We start from the raw sequence: 13,955 nt of genomic DNA on the forward strand, positions 1-13,955 counted from the left end.
ACCGCTGCGGCCGTTGACGCTGCAGAGTGACGGGAGATACAGTTTTCCGGGCTTGAGTTATGCGTATAACCTGCACATAACCAGAGCCTCGAACTCCACCCTTCCAGCCCCGCGGATTCCGCAGACAGGTAGCCCCATGAGCCGCGCCGGCAACAGGACAGGACCGACGATGCATGACGTCGCGGCCGCTGCCGGGGTTTCCCAGGCGACTGTTTCCCTGGTGCTCAACGACGCATCCGGAACCAGGTTTTCCGAGGAGACCAGGCACCGCGTGCAGGATGCGGCGCGGCAACTGGGCTACCGCACGAACGCCCACGCCAAGGTGCTGCGTGAGGGCGTCGCCGGAATGATCGGCTTCGTGGGCGACTTCGTGGCCACTGCGCCCTTCGCCGGCAAGATCATCGAAGGGGCACAGGCACGGGCCTGGGAGGCCGGACTGCTCCTCCTGACGGTGAACACCGGCGGGGACAAGGCCCTGGAAAAGTCCTCCCTAGAGACCATGCTTTCCTACAAGGTCGCCGGCGTCGTCTACGCCGGGATGTACCACCGCGTGCTTGAAGTGCCCGAAGCGCTGGGAGAAGTGCCCGCCGTCGTCCTCAATTCGCGTGACCGCAGCGGCAGGCTTCCCAGCATCGCCCCCGATGAGGAACTGGGCGGCTACACAGCCACGAGGCGGCTGCTCGACGCCGGGCACCGGCGGATCGCGATGATCAACATCGGGATTCCCGACGACGTCGGGCTGCCCGCCGCTGCCGGCCGCCGCGCCGGCTTCCTGCGTGCGCTCGCCGAAGCGGCAATCGCGCCCGATCCGCGGCTGTTGTGCAACGGCGAGGGCGAGGTGCCCGGCGGCTATGCGAACACGCTGGAGCTCATGGCCTTGGAAGAACCGCCCACCGGCATCTTCTGCGCCAACGACCGCACAGCCTGGGGCGCCTACCAGGCCCTGGACTCGCTAGGGCTCCGCGTCCCGGAAGACGTCTCCGTGGTCGGGTTCGACAACCAGGAGACACTTGCCCCGAACCTGCGCCCCGGCTTGACCACGCTCGAACTGCCCTTCGTCGAGATGGGCCGGCGCGCCGTCGAGCTCGTCCTTGCTGGTGCTGCTTTCGGCGCCGGCGGCGGTTCCGGTCCCGGCCGCACCGAACTCTTGAAATGCCCCCTGATCGAACGCCAGTCGGTCGCGCCGCCCAACAAGTCACTCAACACACGGCGCGCCCGGTACCCCGACAAAAAATGAAGGAAACCATGAATCACACCGAAGCCGTTTCGCCGGAGCCGCTCGACGTCGTCGTGGTCGGCGAAGCCCTCATCGACATCGTCAATTCGCCCCAGGGCCAGACCGAATACCCCGGCGGTTCCCCGGCGAACGTCGCTTACGGCCTCGGCCGGCTCGATGTGAGCGCCGGCCTGCTCACCGCCGTCGGGCGTGATTCCCGTGGCGAGGCCATCGCGGCGCACCTCGCGAGCGCGGGCGTCGTGCTGCTGCCCGGTTCCCAGTCGCTGGCAAAGACCGCGACGGCGACCGCCGAGATCGCGGCCGACGGTTCGGCCGAGTACACCTTCGACATCGAATGGGCGCTTCCCCCGGCCACCCTCCCGTACGCGCCGAAGATCCTGCACACCGGCTCGATCGCGGCGTTCCTGGAGCCCGGGGCCGCAGTGGTACGCAACCTCCTCGAGCAGGCCCAGGGTGGCTGCATGGTCACGTTCGACCCGAATATCCGCACGGACCTGCTCGGCAGCCACGCCGAAGCGCTCGGGATCTTTGAGAGCCTCGTTCCGCTGTCCGATGTCGTGAAACTCAGCGAGGACGACGCCGGCTGGCTCTACCCGGGCAAGTCCCTCGAGGAAGCCGCCGAGCGCATCCTTGGCCTGGGCTCGGACCTGGCCGTGGTCACGCAGGGCGGCAAGGGCTCGCTCATGGCCACCCGGGCCACCCAGCTGACTGTGCCGGCGGTTCCTTCGGCGGTGGCCGACACCATCGGCGCCGGTGACTCCTACATGTCCGCCCTCATCATGGGGCTGCTGCTGCGCGGCAGCGAAGGGCTTGCCCCGACGGTGCTGGAGCGGATCGGCCAAACGGCCTCGATGGCCGCCTCCATCACAGTGAGCCGGCCCGGCGCGAATCCGCCGACGCACCGCGAACTGCTCGCCGGGATGGCACGCTAGCGTCGCTTCGAGCGGCGCCTCGTCAGCCCGACACCCACCAGGCACACCACGCCGCCGATGAGCCCCCAAATGCTCGGGACCTCGTTGAGCAGCGCCCACGAAATCAGGATGGTTGTCCCTGGGACCAGGTAAGTGGTGGCGGCGAGCTTGCCCGCCTCGATCAAGGACAGGGCGTACGCCCACGTGGTGAACGCGATGGCCGTGGGGAAGACGCCAAGGTAGGCAAGCCCCAGCGTGGCCGGGAGCGGGGCGGCCTGGACTTCGGCCACCAGCCTGCCAGCCCACGGCAGGCAGCAGATTGCCCCGACCATGATCCCGAACCAAGTGGCCTGTGCTGCAGTGAACTTCCGCAGCACAGGCTTCTGGACGATCACGCTGACCGCGGCGAGCACCGCCGCCAGCAGGCACAGCAGCACCCCGGCGACATCCGCCGTCGAGCGCTGACCGGAACCCAGGGCGATCATCGCCACGCCGCCGAACGCAATGGTGCTCCCGATGATCAGCCAGCGCGGAAAGCCTTCCTTCAGGACGATTCCGGCCAGCACTGCGATGAGGATCGGCGAAACGTTGATCAGCATGGCGCTGGTTCCGGCGTCCAGCATGTGCTCGGCCGCGTTCAGCGCCACGTTGTAGCCACCGAACCACATCACTCCGTAGGCCAGGATCGGCCACCATTCGCGGCCCTTTGGCCAGGCCTTGATGGTGGGCAGCACCACCGCGCCAAGGACGACCGCGGCCACCGCGAGGCGGCCGAGCGTGAGGGAGCCGGGGGAGAAGCTTGGGCCCACGGCCCGGATCCCGACGAAGGCCGAAGCCCAGAGGACGACGGTGATGACGACGGCGGCGACGCCGGCTTTGCTGATGCCCTGGCTGCCGGTGGGCGCCGTGTTCTCTGGGCTGGTGGTGGGGATGCTTGTGGCCATGCAGCCAAACTATCCCCGGGCACCGACATTTGGCTCGCGATTTCCGGACGTCCTGCAGCAAGAAACTGCCAAGCTTGCGGGGCTTCGGACCGGCCGCCGGACCCCGATTTGGGAATATCCGCATCCATGCTCTAAAGTTTTAGAGTCCAGTTCGGACAAGCGAACATCAGGAAAGATTCCCCCGGGATCCTTTCTGCCGCAAATCCGGATTGTTCCAGGCCCCCATCGTCTAGCGGCCTAGGACACCGCCCTTTCACGGCGGCGGCACGGGTTCGAATCCCGTTGGGGGTACGCAAGGAAGTGGTCAAAGCGGTCTGAAAAGTCTGCTAGGCTGGAAGCCTTGAAAAACGCGGTAGGGATACCGCAAACAAGCAAGGCCCTGTAGCGCAGTTGGTTAGCGCGCCGCCCTGTCACGGCGGAGGTCGCGGGTTCAAGTCCCGTCAGGGTCGCTCTGATGGCCGGAAGAAATTCCGGCTATCACGGTGATAAAACACCTCAGGCTCTGTAGCTCAGTTGGTAGAGCGTTCGACTGAAAATCGAAAGGTCACCGGATCGACGCCGGTCGGAGCCACCACTGGGAAGCACCAATTCTTCGGAATTGGTGCTTTTCTTCTTTAACCCCTGGTTGTTTTCGTTTTGACGCCTCTGTTCAGGCCCCTGTTCAGCAGTGAACGGCGGGCGTATTCTTTCCTCGCTGGCACTCAGACAGCATCGAAAACGGGGGAAACCATGAAGATCAAGTCCAGGCTGTTCCTTGCCGCCGCATTGGCCGCGACCATGGCACTGGGAGCCTGCTCGTTCCCTGTTCCGGCGGCCCCCAAAACGCAGGAAAGCGCAACGCCGTCGCCGTCTGAATCTGAGCCCTCGCCGGAAGGCTCGTCGAGCGGCAGTTCCGACGGTGCAGGCGGGCTGGCCGGTGGCTTCGGCTCGATGAACGAAGCCTGCCTCTCCGTCAGTGCCACCTACCTGAGCATCTCGATCCTGCCGCTCGCCGGCATGATGGGCGGGAAACCTGAAGACGTGAAGAAGGCCCAGGACGAGCTTGCCAAGCTGCAGGGTAAGGTTCCGGACGAGCTGAAGCCCCACTTCGAGAAGCTCAAGGCCTTCATCGATTCGGCAGGCTCTGATTTCAGCAAGTACGGGACGGGCGAGTTCGAAGAGCTCTCCAAGCCGATCCAGGAATGGCTGGACAAGAACTGCAAGTAGCCCCCCACCCTGTCGCAGCCACGCGTTAGGGTGGTACCCAGAAGAAGGGGAGGGGCACCGGCATGGACCGTGAAGAGACAACGGCGGCGGAACTGACAACAGAGGAGCCTGCAGGCACTGGCCGCACGGTCATCTCGGATTCGGCCGTCGCCAAGGTTGCCGGTATCGCGGCTAAGACCGTGCCGGGCGTTTATTCCCTCGGTTCCGCTCCCTCCCGCGCGCTCGGTGCCATCCGGGACGCCGTCGGAAGTTCCGACCATGCCGCGGGGGTGCGTGCCGAGGTCGGCGAAACCCAGGTGGCCGTGGACATCACCCTCGTGGCCGTTTACGGGTACCCGCTCCACGACATCGCCAACCAGGTCCGCGCCGCCGTCTACGCTGCGGTTGAAAAACTCGTGGGCCTGCAGGTCATCGAAGTCAACATCGAAATCAACGACGTCTACATCGCACCGCCGGCGAAACCGGGCGGCAGGGCGGGCACCGAGAGGGAGGCATTGCAGTGAACATGACCGTGGTCGGCATCGGGATCGGTGCCTTCGTTGCTTTCATGTCCTTCCAATTCGGCCTGTGGGGCTTCCTGGTTTCCCTCTTGTTCATGGGCATCGGGGCCATGCTGGGCCGCGCCGCCGACGGGAAACTGGACCTGCGCAGCGTTCTGGACGCCATCACCGGACGGCGCTCCTCGTCATGAGTGCAACCCCCGCGGCCGTCCGCCAGGCTTCCGCGGGCCTGGCAGGCCACAACAGGATCAGCACCCAGGCATTGACCTCCTTGGCGAGGGAAGCCGCGGCTGAGGCACTTGGCGTGCACGCGCAGGACATCCGCGCCGAATGGTCGGACGACGGCGGCCTGCTGGCCCTTTCGGTCGTCGCACCCGTGAGCATTCCACCGCTGGCGGATGTGCTCCGGGAGCCGGGCCGCGTCGCTGCGCTCGGCGGTTCCGTCCGGGACCGCGCGGTGGCTGCGAAGACGAGCATCCTGCGCCGGGTCACCGAACTGAGCGGCTCGATGCTGAGCCGGGTGGACATCCGGATCAGCGGGATCCGCGTGGCGGAAGAAGGGCGGGTCCAATGAGCAACGGCAGAGGCAACGGGACAACCGGCCAGGGGATACAGCCACCGGCCGCGAAATCCGCACCGGATGCGCGCAACGACGCCGGGATCCGCACCATCCTCAGCCGTGAGACCCGTTCCTCCCGTGGGGGAGCCGCCGGGGCAGCCGCCGTCCTGGTGATAGCCGTCTGCGTCTATGGGCTGTTGGAGTCCGCGCTGCGCGCCATCGGGCAGCAGCCCTGGCTGATCGATCCACAGACCGCCGCCGAGCGGCTGGTGGCACTCCCCGAGGGCATCTCTCCGCTGTTGCTCGGCCTGATCGGCGCGGTGCTCGCGATGTTCGGACTCGTTTTCCTCCTCAACGCGGTACTTCCAGGCCGCCGGGCACGGCACCTCCTCGATGATCCGCGGGTGGCCGTCGTAGTCGACGACGAGGTCATTGCCTCGGCCCTGGCGCGGCGCGCCCGGGCCGCCGCCAATGTCACCCAGGAACAGGTCATGGTGGTTGTGTCCCAGCGGATGGTAGTGGTCAACGTCCGTCCCACGTCCGGGGTCCCGGTCCAGGAGCAGCGCGTCCAGTCCGCCGTCGAGGACGAACTGCGGGCCATGGCGCCTTCTCCCATGCCGGCCATCCGGGTCAACGTAGCCGTTACGGGGGTGATCGGCGCGTGAACGGAACTCCGCGCGTCCTCAACCGGATCCTGGTGGGAATCCTCGGCCTGCTCATCATGGCGTCCGGCGTCTTGCTTATCCTGCTGTCCAGCGTTCCCGTGGTGGCCCAGTGGTGGCGCAGTTGGTCCTCGGACGCCTACCGGCATGCCGTCTTCCTGGCCGAGCAGAACCGGATTCCCGGCCGCCAGGAGAGCTGGCTCTGGGTGGCCGCCGCCGCCGTCATGGTGATCCTCATCGTGCTGATGGTCGCCTGGCTGGCCCAACAGGGCAAAGGCCGCGCCAACCTGATCGTGGCGGACTATGAGGACGAAACCACCCCGGGCGAGGTCCAGATCGGTGGGGGCGTGGCCGAGCAGGCGTTGAAGGCGGCTTTGGCCGGCCGGGCCGACCTTGCGGGTGTCTCGGTGGCAACGTATGAAGTCCAGGGCCGGCCTGGGCTGAGGGTCCGCGTGTATCCGAGGCTGGGGGTTTCCCCGCAGCTGCTCGCCGCCGAGGTTTCCGAACTGATCGAGGCCCTGGACGTTGTGGTGGGAAGCCGGACTCCCGTGCTCCTGCACATTTCAGGAGGCACCCGCGCCAGGTTCAGCAAGGCCGAACGCGTCCGCTGAACCCCGCCTTTCCCCCTGCGCTGGCCCCGCATGGCCGTGGGCTGAACAGGCAATGAATACCTCGGGCAATGTGTCGGAATATGCCCTGAACAGGGGTTTTGCCTTGCAAGGCTTGTCCGGCGGGCCCTAGTTTGAGGGCAGGGGGAGACGTATTTCCCTTTGCTTGGGCTTTGCCCGGGCCGCCGGGGGACACGCGTCTGAGTGGAGCCGACGAACCAGGAACAAGAGAACCAGGAGAAGGAGAAAGCCATGAGCGAAGCAAACGGCAACGAGAACACTGAGGGCCAGGCTCCCGGGGGCGACGTTGTGGAGAACGTCAAGGAGTTCGCCGGTGACGCCGTCGGGAATGCCAAGGAATTCGCTGGCGACGCGGTGGAGAACGTCAAGGAGTTCGCCGGTGACGCGGCCGAAAACGTCAAGGAGTTCGCCGGTGACGCCGTCGAAAACGCCAAGGAGTTCGCCGGCGACGTCGCAGACAATGTCAAAGGCCTCGGCTCCAAGATCGCAGGCCTTTTCAAGGGCGGCAAGTAGCGCCAAGCCCTGAAACTGATGGCAGGTCCCGCCGGAAACGGCGGAACCTGCCATCAGTTCGTTTGGAGCTATTGCTGCTCGGACCTCACCAGCCAGACAGCGCGGTTCGCCTTGAGCCGGCCATGGCTGACGGCGGCGGCCTGGCTGCGCAGCAGCACACTGTAGCCCTTAGGCAGTTCCACGGGTTCCGCCGACATGTTGGCGATCACGAGCACACCCCCGCCACCATCCGCACGGTTTTCAAACGCCAAAATGCCGTCCCTCGCCTTGTAGCTCCGTGACCAGTGGAGCGTGCCGGTGCCAAGGGCGCGCTTTTTCCGTTCGGCGATCAGCGCGCGGTACAGCTCCAGTGTGGAATGTTCGACGCCGGCCTGCTGGTCCGCGGCGTAGCGGCCGAACTTGCCCGGTTGAGGAAGCCATGGTTCGGCCGGTTCGGCGCTTCCGTGGCTGAAGCCGAAGTTCGCCTCGTCCTTGGCCCAAGGGATGGGGACCCTGCAGCCGTCGCGCCCGGGTTCCTTGCCGCCGGTGCGGAAGAACGTCGGATCCTGGCGGTAGCGGGCGGCCAAGGTGGTGTGTTCGGGCAGGCCCAGCTCTTCGCCCTGGTAGATGTACGCCGAGCCCGGCAGGGCCATCATCACCATGGTTGCCGCCCGTGCGCGGGCAAGGCCGAGGGCCTCGTTCGGCTGCTCCTCGCGGCTGGAAATGCCCCTGGGGAAGGTGGTCGGATCGGCGAGCCCGAAGCGGGACGGGTGCCGGACGGAGTCGTGGTTCGAGAGCACCCAGGTACTGGGCCGGCCGACCGAGCCGACCGCCGTCAGGGTGTTCTTGATGCTGTTGGCGAGGCGGACGGCATCCCAGCCGGCGAGCAGGAACCCGAAGTTGAACGCCTGATGCATTTCGTCGTGACGGATGTAGCGGGCCAGCCGCTCTTCCGGGGCCACCCAGGCTTCGGCAACCAGGACGCGGTCGCCGTCGTATGCGGACAGGAGCCGGTTCCAGCTGCGGTAGATCTCGTGCACCCCGTCCTGGTCGAAATAAGGCGGGCGTGCCGGCTCCTCGGACTTGGCCTTTTCCGCGGGGGTCCTGCGGCGCTTCGCGCTTCCCACCATGGCCACTACTGCTTCGGACCAGCCCGGAAGGCCCTCGGCCTTGATCAGGCCGTGCGCCACATCGATGCGGAAACCGTCCACGCCACGGTCCAGCCAGAAGCGCATGATGTCCTCGAACTCAGCCCGGACCTCGCTGTTCTGCCAGTTCAGGTCCGGCTGGGCCGGGGCGAAAAGGTGCAGGTACCACTCGCCCGGCGTGCCGTCGGCCCCGGTGGTCCGGGTCCAGGCCGGCCCGCCGAAAACGGACTTCCAGTCGTTCGGCGGAAGGGCGCCGTCGTCCGATCCCGGCACGGAATCGTTCCCCGGGCGGAAGATGTAGCGGTTCCGGGCCGGTGAACCGGGTGCCGAGCCAAGGGCTTCCTTGAACCATTCGTGGTGGTCCGAGGTGTGGTTGGGGACGAGGTCCACGATGACCTTCAGGCCCAGGCCGTGCGCCTTCTCCAGCAGCGCGTCGAAGTCGGCCAGCGTTCCGAAAAGGCCGTCCACCCGGCGATAGTCCTCGACGTCGTATCCGGCGTCCGCCTGCGGCGACTTGTAGAACGGGGAGAGCCAGACGGCGTCGACCCCCAATCCTGACAGGTGCTCGAGGCGGGAGGAGATACCGGGCAGGTCGCCCATGCCGTCGCCGTTTCCGTCCGCGAAGGAGCGCGGATAGACCTGGTAGATGACGGCGTCCTGCCACCAGGGCAGCGGCGGGTTCACGGGCTCAAGCATGGGGCCATCCTTCCGTCGGTGCTGGGTGTGTCCCATCAGACTAATCCCGCTGCTCACCGGACCGGCTTGTTATTCTTTGGTCTCGGATCGGCCACGGAAAGGGTTCGTATCCCATGTTTCCTAACGATTACGACAATATGTGTAAACGCTTGCATTCTTCCCACAAACCTCGCTAGTGTGAGCAACACCACATCATATCGCCGCTTTGCGGCATTCACCTGGTTCACTCATCGAGGAGTCCCGGAAATGAAAACTCGCAAGTACCTCCTTCCGGCCGCTGTTGCCGGCGTGCTCGCCATCTCTTTGTCCGCTTGTGGCGGTGGTGGCGGCGGGGGTGGAACCCAGAGCGGCGGCGGCGATGCTGCTGCCAACCTGGATGGCCGCGGCCCGATCACTTACGTAACCGGCAAGGACAATGCGGCAGTCCAGCAGCCCACGGTTGATCGTTGGAATGCCGCCCACCCCGACCAGAAGGTCACGCTGAAGGAACAGACCGACAAAGCCGACCAGCAGCACGACGACCTGGTCCAGCACTTCCAGTCCAAGGACGCAGGCTACGACCTTGTGACCGTGGACGTTGTCTGGACCGCCGAGTTCGCAGCAAAGGGTTGGCTGCAGCCGCTCAAGGACAAGATGGCCGTTGACACTTCCGCACTCCTGCCGGCCACGGTAAAGGCCGCAACCTACAACAACACCCTTTTCGCCGTGCCGGTCCACTCCGACGGCGGCATGCTGTACTACCGCAAGGACCTCGTCCCCACCCCGCCCAAGACCTGGGACGAAATGATGTCCATGTGCTCGGTCGCCAAGGCGAACAAGATCGGCTGCTACGCCGGTCAGTTCCAGAAGTACGAGGGCCTCACGGTGAACGCTGCCGAGGCAATCAACACCTTCGGCGGCAAGATCGTGGATGACACGGGCAAGGCCACGGTCAACTCGCCTGAATCCAAGGAAGGCCTGGGCAAGCTGGTTGAAGCCTATAAGGCCGGCAACATCCCCGCTGAAGGCATCACCTTCCAGGAGGAACAGGGCCGCCAGGCATTCGAAGACGGCAAGCTCCTCTTCCTGCGCAACTGGCCGTACGTATACAACCTGGCCAAGACCGACGGTTCCTCGAAGGTCAAGGACAGCTTCGCCGTTGCCCCGCTTCCGGGCAAGGACGGCCCCGGTGCTTCCTCGCTCGGTGGCCACAGCGCAGCCGTTAGCGTCTACTCCAAGAACAAGGCCACTGCGCTGGACTTCGCCAAGTTCCTCACGGAAGACGCACAGCAGAAGTTCTTCGCACTGCAGGGTTCCCTTGCACCGGTGAAGGCCAACATCTACACCGATGCTGCGATCGTGGCCAAGGCCCCGTACATGCCGACCCTGCTGACCTCCATCCAGAACGCCGTACCGCGCCCCGTGTCGCCGTTCTACCCGGGTGTCACCAAGGCGGTCCAGGACAACGCCTACTCAGCACTGAAGGGTGAGAAGTCCGTGGACCAGGCGATCGCGGATATGCAGGCCGCAATCGAGGCTGCCAAGTAGCGGTCCTTTACCCGCCGGGGAACCGCCGTGAGGCGGCGGTTCCCCGGCTTCCCCAAAGAAGGGGAGAACAGGAGTCATCATGTCCACTGAGGCCCCCACGCCGACCAGTGCCAAAGAGACGTTGGCCGGCGCTCACCACATGCCCGGCAAGGAAAGCGCTGACCGTCGCCAGGTCACCCAGGGCCGCTGGGCCTACACGCTGATATTGCCAACGCTTGTCCTGCTTGGGGTAGTCATTCTCTACCCCATCATCAATGCCATCATCATGTCCTTCCAGAAGGACTCCGGCCTCGATCCGGCCACCGGGTTCTTCACCGCGGGCGGCTTCGCGGGTTTTGAGAACTATACTCACTGGCTGTTGCAGCAGTGTGGTTCCGGCCCGGCGCTTGGCCCCTGCCCCCCGGGCACCCTTGGTGCGCAGTTCTGGGACGCCATGAGCACCACGTTCTTCTTTACGATCGTGACGGTCGCTTTGGAGACCGTGCTCGGTTTCTGGATGGCCGTCATCATGTCCCGCGCCTTCCGCGGCCGGGCCCTGGTCCGGGCCTCCGTGCTGGTGCCGTGGGCTATCCCCACCGCCGTGACCGCGAAGCTGTTCTTCTTCATGTTTGCCTTCGAAGGCATCGTGAACACACTGTTCGGCACCCAGATCCTCTGGACCGGTTCCGAATGGCCGGCCAAATGGGCCATCATCATCTCGGATGTCTGGAAGACCACCCCGTTCATGGCCCTGCTGATCCTGGCCGGACTCCAGTTGATCCCGGACGAGGTCTACGAGGCGGCAAAGGTCGACGGCGCCACGGCCTGGCAGCGTTTCACCCAGATCACGCTTCCCCTGGTGAAGCCCGCGCTGATGGTCGCAATCCTGTTCCGCACGCTGGACGTGCTGCGCATGTACGACCTGCCCGCGATCATGACCGGTGGCGCGAACAACACCACGACGCTCTCGATCCTGGTGGTCGACCAGATCAGGCAAGGCCTGAACAATGCCTCGGCCCTGTCCACGATCACCTTCATCGTGATCTTCCTCGTCGCGTTCATCTTCGTCCGCTTCCTCGGCGCCAACGCCGTAGACGCGGCAACTACCGGAAAGAAGTGACATGAGCACCGCAACCGCCACTGCTGCCCGGCATGCCGATGCCCCCTCCCGCCGTCGGGCGTACGACTGGGCTCCGGCCCGCACGTACATCCAGGCCGTGGTCATCCTCATCTGGTGCCTGGCACCGTTTTACTGGATGATCGTCACGGCGTTCCGCGACGTCGGCTACACCTTCGATCCGACGCCGTTCTTCACACACATCACGTTCGACAACTTTGCCACGGTGTTCGACGAATCCCGCGGCAACCACTTCGCCCAGAACCTGATCAACAGCCTGATCGTCGCGGGAACCACCACGATCATCTCGCTGATCGTCGGTGTCTTCGCGGCCTACGCGCTGGCCCGCCTGCGGTTCAGCGGCAAGAGCCTGGTGCTCGGCTTCATCCTGGGAGCATCCATGTTCCCCGGCGTCGCCCTCATCACCCCGCTGTTCCAGCTGTTTACCAACATCGGCTGGTTCGGAACCTACCAGGCCCTGATCATCCCGAGCATTTCCTTCTCCCTGCCGCTGGCGGTCTACACACTGACCTCCTTCTTCCGGGAGATGCCGTGGGAGCTCGAGGAATCGGCACGTATCGACGGCTGCACCCAGGGCCAGGCCTTCCGCAAGGTCATCCTGCCCCTTGCCGCCCCGGCCACATTCACGACGGCGATCCTGACCTTCATCGGGGCCTGGAACGAGTTCCTGATCGCGAGCCAGCTGTCGGTGGACGCCACCAAGACCGTCACCGTCGCCATCGCGTCCTTCGCCGGTGCGCAGCCGCACCAGGAACCGTACACCGCCGTCATGGCCGCCGGAACCATCGTGACAATCCCGCTGGTGGTCCTCGTGCTGATTTTCCAGCGCAAGATCGTCGCCGGACTGACCGCAGGCGCAGTCAAGTGACCCGTTCCGGACGCTCCGCAGCTCCCGACGGCGGCAGCCCCGCCGTCGGGGGAAGTGCGGGCAAGGACATCCACGCACGGCGGAAGGTCCGCTCGGCCGAGGACTTGGACATACTTATCGGTTTCCTCGGCTTCTGGGTCCTGGTGCTCCTTGCGACCACGGTCTGGATGGAGGTCACCGCCCAGCCCGCGCTCGGATGGGCGCTGGGGCTCCTCGCCTCGCTGCTGGCCCTGTGGGGGCTGGTACGGCTGCGCCGCCGGCTTCCTGCGCGGACCGGTCGCCGCGTCCACTAGGGAGCAGTAACAAAAGCGCGGAATCAAGGGAAACCTGCCGGCGGGAATAAACTGTATACCAGCCCTCGGCAGGGACTATCCGGCCTCCGTGCGGTCTCAGGAGAGGGTTTCATTGGCGAAGACGAGCGAGCGGTCCCAGCGGGGAGGGCATACCGGGGTAAGCATCGAAGACGTCGCCGCGGCGGCCGGGGTTTCCACGGCCACAGTCTCCAGGGCGGTGCGGGGGTTGCCCCGGGTTTCTCCCGCAACCCGGGAGAAAATCCTGAGGATCGCGGGCGAGCTTGGCTACGTTGCCTCGTCTTCGGCGTCGGGCCTGGCGACCGGAAGGACCCGCACCGTCGGCGTCCTGGCCCCCTATGTCGACCGCTGGTTCTTCTTCAAAGCCATCGAGGGCGTCGACCGCGAGCTGCACGCCAACGGCTACAACCTTTCCCTGTTCAACCTGGGCGGGCAAAGCGGCAGCCGGGAACGCCTTTTCAGCAAGACCATGGTCCACAAACAGATCGATGCGTTGCTGGTGCTGTGCATGTCACTCACTCCGGACGAGGTGGACGACCTCCAGCGCATCGACGTCCCCCTGGTGGTGGTCGGCGGTCCGGTGGAATCCTGCCCCAGCATCGGCATCAACGACTTCGCGGCCTCCGTGGAAGCCACGGAACACCTGTTGAAGCTGGGGCACCGCCGGATCGCGCTGCTCCACGGGCAGGACGATTCCGACCTGAACTTCGCCGTTCCCCGCCTCCGGGTGGACGGCTTCATGAAGGCCATGAAGGACGCCGGCTGCTCGCTGCCCCCCGAGTGGGACATCTTCGGCAACTTCACCGTCAGCAGCGGGCAGGCCGCCTTCGACGAACTCTGGTCCAAGCCCGGTCCGAAGCCGACCGCCCTGTTCTGTGCCTCGGACGAAATGGCGATCGGCGCGATGCTTCAGGCCCGGCGGCGTGGCGTGCGGGTGCCGGAGGACCTCTCGGTCATCGGCATCGACAATCACGAATTCTCCGAGGCCATGGGCCTGACCACCATTGCCCAAAGCCCCCTCGAACAGGCGCAGCTGGGCACCCGCATGCTCCTTCAGGAACTCGCAGGGAAGTCCGGGGCCATCCACTCGGTCACCGCAGAGCACCACCTGATTGCCCGGGAGACGACGACCCCGCCCGCGGCCTGAG

16 protein-coding genes and 3 tRNA genes are annotated in these 13,955 nt (G+C 65.5%); 17 read left to right on the forward strand and 2 right to left on the reverse strand.

Annotated elements, in window-relative coordinates; translation table 11 throughout:
- Positions 1 to 169: 169 nt before the first annotated feature.
- Positions 170 to 1,237 carry a LacI family DNA-binding transcriptional regulator gene (locus ACNQPB_RS07060; RefSeq protein WP_498750310.1) on the forward strand — a complete coding sequence of 356 codons (1,068 nt, stop codon included), beginning with the start codon at positions 170 to 172 and terminating at the stop codon, positions 1,235 to 1,237.
- A gap of 8 nt (positions 1,238 to 1,245) precedes the next feature.
- Positions 1,246 to 2,169: a carbohydrate kinase family protein gene (locus ACNQPB_RS07065; RefSeq protein WP_498750312.1), complete on the forward strand. Its 924-nt coding sequence runs from the start codon at positions 1,246 to 1,248 to the stop codon at positions 2,167 to 2,169.
- Here the strand turns inward: ACNQPB_RS07065 and ACNQPB_RS07070 are convergent.
- Complete coding sequence (locus tag ACNQPB_RS07070) at positions 2,166 to 3,092, reverse strand: DMT family transporter (protein ID WP_498750314.1); 927 nt, start codon at positions 3,090 to 3,092, stop codon at positions 2,166 to 2,168. The two genes, ACNQPB_RS07065 and ACNQPB_RS07070, sit on opposite strands and share 4 nt — an antisense overlap.
- 218 nt (positions 3,093 to 3,310) lie before the next feature.
- On the opposite strand from ACNQPB_RS07070, the gene ACNQPB_RS07075 reads away from it, so the two are divergent.
- The 10 genes from ACNQPB_RS07075 (at position 3,311) to ACNQPB_RS07120 (ending at position 7,161) form a co-directional block, all read left to right on the forward strand.
- Positions 3,311 to 3,383: transfer RNA gene (locus ACNQPB_RS07075), tRNA-Glu, on the forward strand.
- A gap of 84 nt (positions 3,384 to 3,467) precedes the next feature.
- Positions 3,468 to 3,541 (forward strand) — tRNA-Asp (locus ACNQPB_RS07080).
- A gap of 49 nt (positions 3,542 to 3,590) precedes the next feature.
- Positions 3,591 to 3,666: transfer RNA gene (locus ACNQPB_RS07085), tRNA-Phe, on the forward strand.
- A gap of 155 nt (positions 3,667 to 3,821) precedes the next feature.
- Positions 3,822 to 4,298, forward strand: coding sequence for a hypothetical protein (locus tag ACNQPB_RS07090; protein WP_498750315.1), 477 nt, complete (start codon positions 3,822 to 3,824; stop codon positions 4,296 to 4,298).
- A 62-nt stretch (positions 4,299 to 4,360) separates the two neighbouring features.
- Positions 4,361 to 4,801, forward strand: coding sequence for an Asp23/Gls24 family envelope stress response protein (locus ACNQPB_RS07095; protein WP_498750317.1), 441 nt, complete (start codon positions 4,361 to 4,363; stop codon positions 4,799 to 4,801).
- Entirely contained in the window at positions 4,798 to 4,989 is a 192-nt protein-coding gene (locus tag ACNQPB_RS07100) for a hypothetical protein (protein WP_115787145.1), read from the forward strand. Before ACNQPB_RS07095 ends, ACNQPB_RS07100 begins: the two co-directional genes overlap by 4 nt.
- On the forward strand, positions 4,986 to 5,372 hold the full coding sequence (locus ACNQPB_RS07105) for a hypothetical protein (RefSeq protein ID WP_498750319.1): 387 nt from the start codon (positions 4,986 to 4,988) through the stop codon (positions 5,370 to 5,372). The genes ACNQPB_RS07100 and ACNQPB_RS07105 overlap by 4 nt, the downstream gene beginning before the upstream one ends.
- Positions 5,369 to 6,022, forward strand: a complete 654-nt coding sequence (locus ACNQPB_RS07110) for a DUF6286 domain-containing protein (RefSeq protein ID WP_498750321.1) — start codon at positions 5,369 to 5,371, stop codon at positions 6,020 to 6,022. Before ACNQPB_RS07105 ends, ACNQPB_RS07110 begins: the two co-directional genes overlap by 4 nt.
- Positions 6,019 to 6,630, forward strand: coding sequence for an Asp23/Gls24 family envelope stress response protein (locus tag ACNQPB_RS07115; RefSeq protein ID WP_498750323.1), 612 nt, complete (start codon positions 6,019 to 6,021; stop codon positions 6,628 to 6,630). The genes ACNQPB_RS07110 and ACNQPB_RS07115 overlap by 4 nt, the downstream gene beginning before the upstream one ends.
- 249 nt (positions 6,631 to 6,879) lie before the next feature.
- The gene (locus tag ACNQPB_RS07120) at positions 6,880 to 7,161 is read left to right on the forward strand and encodes a hypothetical protein (protein WP_498750325.1); all 282 of its coding nucleotides are present in this window, start codon (positions 6,880 to 6,882) and stop codon (positions 7,159 to 7,161) included.
- Positions 7,162 to 7,229: 68 nt separating this feature from the next.
- Here the strand turns inward: ACNQPB_RS07120 and ACNQPB_RS07125 are convergent, their stop codons facing one another.
- Complete coding sequence (locus tag ACNQPB_RS07125; protein ID WP_498750327.1) at positions 7,230 to 8,984, reverse strand: glycoside hydrolase family 13 protein; 1,755 nt, start codon at positions 8,982 to 8,984, stop codon at positions 7,230 to 7,232.
- A 246-nt stretch (positions 8,985 to 9,230) separates the two neighbouring features.
- Between ACNQPB_RS07125 and ACNQPB_RS07130 the strand changes: the two genes are divergently transcribed.
- The 5 genes from ACNQPB_RS07130 to ACNQPB_RS07150 all read left to right on the forward strand — a co-directional run bounded on the left by ACNQPB_RS07130 (position 9,231) and on the right by ACNQPB_RS07150 (position 13,954).
- Positions 9,231 to 10,511, forward strand: coding sequence for an ABC transporter substrate-binding protein (locus ACNQPB_RS07130; RefSeq protein WP_498750329.1), 1,281 nt, complete (start codon positions 9,231 to 9,233; stop codon positions 10,509 to 10,511).
- A 79-nt stretch (positions 10,512 to 10,590) separates the two neighbouring features.
- The gene (locus tag ACNQPB_RS07135) at positions 10,591 to 11,610 is read left to right on the forward strand and encodes a carbohydrate ABC transporter permease (RefSeq protein WP_498750331.1); all 1,020 of its coding nucleotides are present in this window, start codon (positions 10,591 to 10,593) and stop codon (positions 11,608 to 11,610) included.
- Between the two features lies 1 nt (position 11,611).
- On the forward strand, positions 11,612 to 12,496 hold the full coding sequence (locus ACNQPB_RS07140; RefSeq protein ID WP_498750333.1) for a carbohydrate ABC transporter permease: 885 nt from the start codon (positions 11,612 to 11,614) through the stop codon (positions 12,494 to 12,496).
- Positions 12,493 to 12,789, forward strand: coding sequence for a hypothetical protein (locus ACNQPB_RS07145; RefSeq protein WP_498750335.1), 297 nt, complete (start codon positions 12,493 to 12,495; stop codon positions 12,787 to 12,789). The genes ACNQPB_RS07140 and ACNQPB_RS07145 overlap by 4 nt, the downstream gene beginning before the upstream one ends.
- Positions 12,790 to 12,901: 112 nt before the next feature.
- Positions 12,902 to 13,954, forward strand: coding sequence for a LacI family DNA-binding transcriptional regulator (locus ACNQPB_RS07150; protein ID WP_498750337.1), 1,053 nt, complete (start codon positions 12,902 to 12,904; stop codon positions 13,952 to 13,954).
- Position 13,955: the final 1 nt, after the last annotated feature.

It is taken from the genome of Curtobacterium sp. LFS079 (assembly GCF_047977865.1).
Lineage (GTDB): Bacteria > Actinomycetota > Actinomycetes > Actinomycetales > Micrococcaceae > Arthrobacter.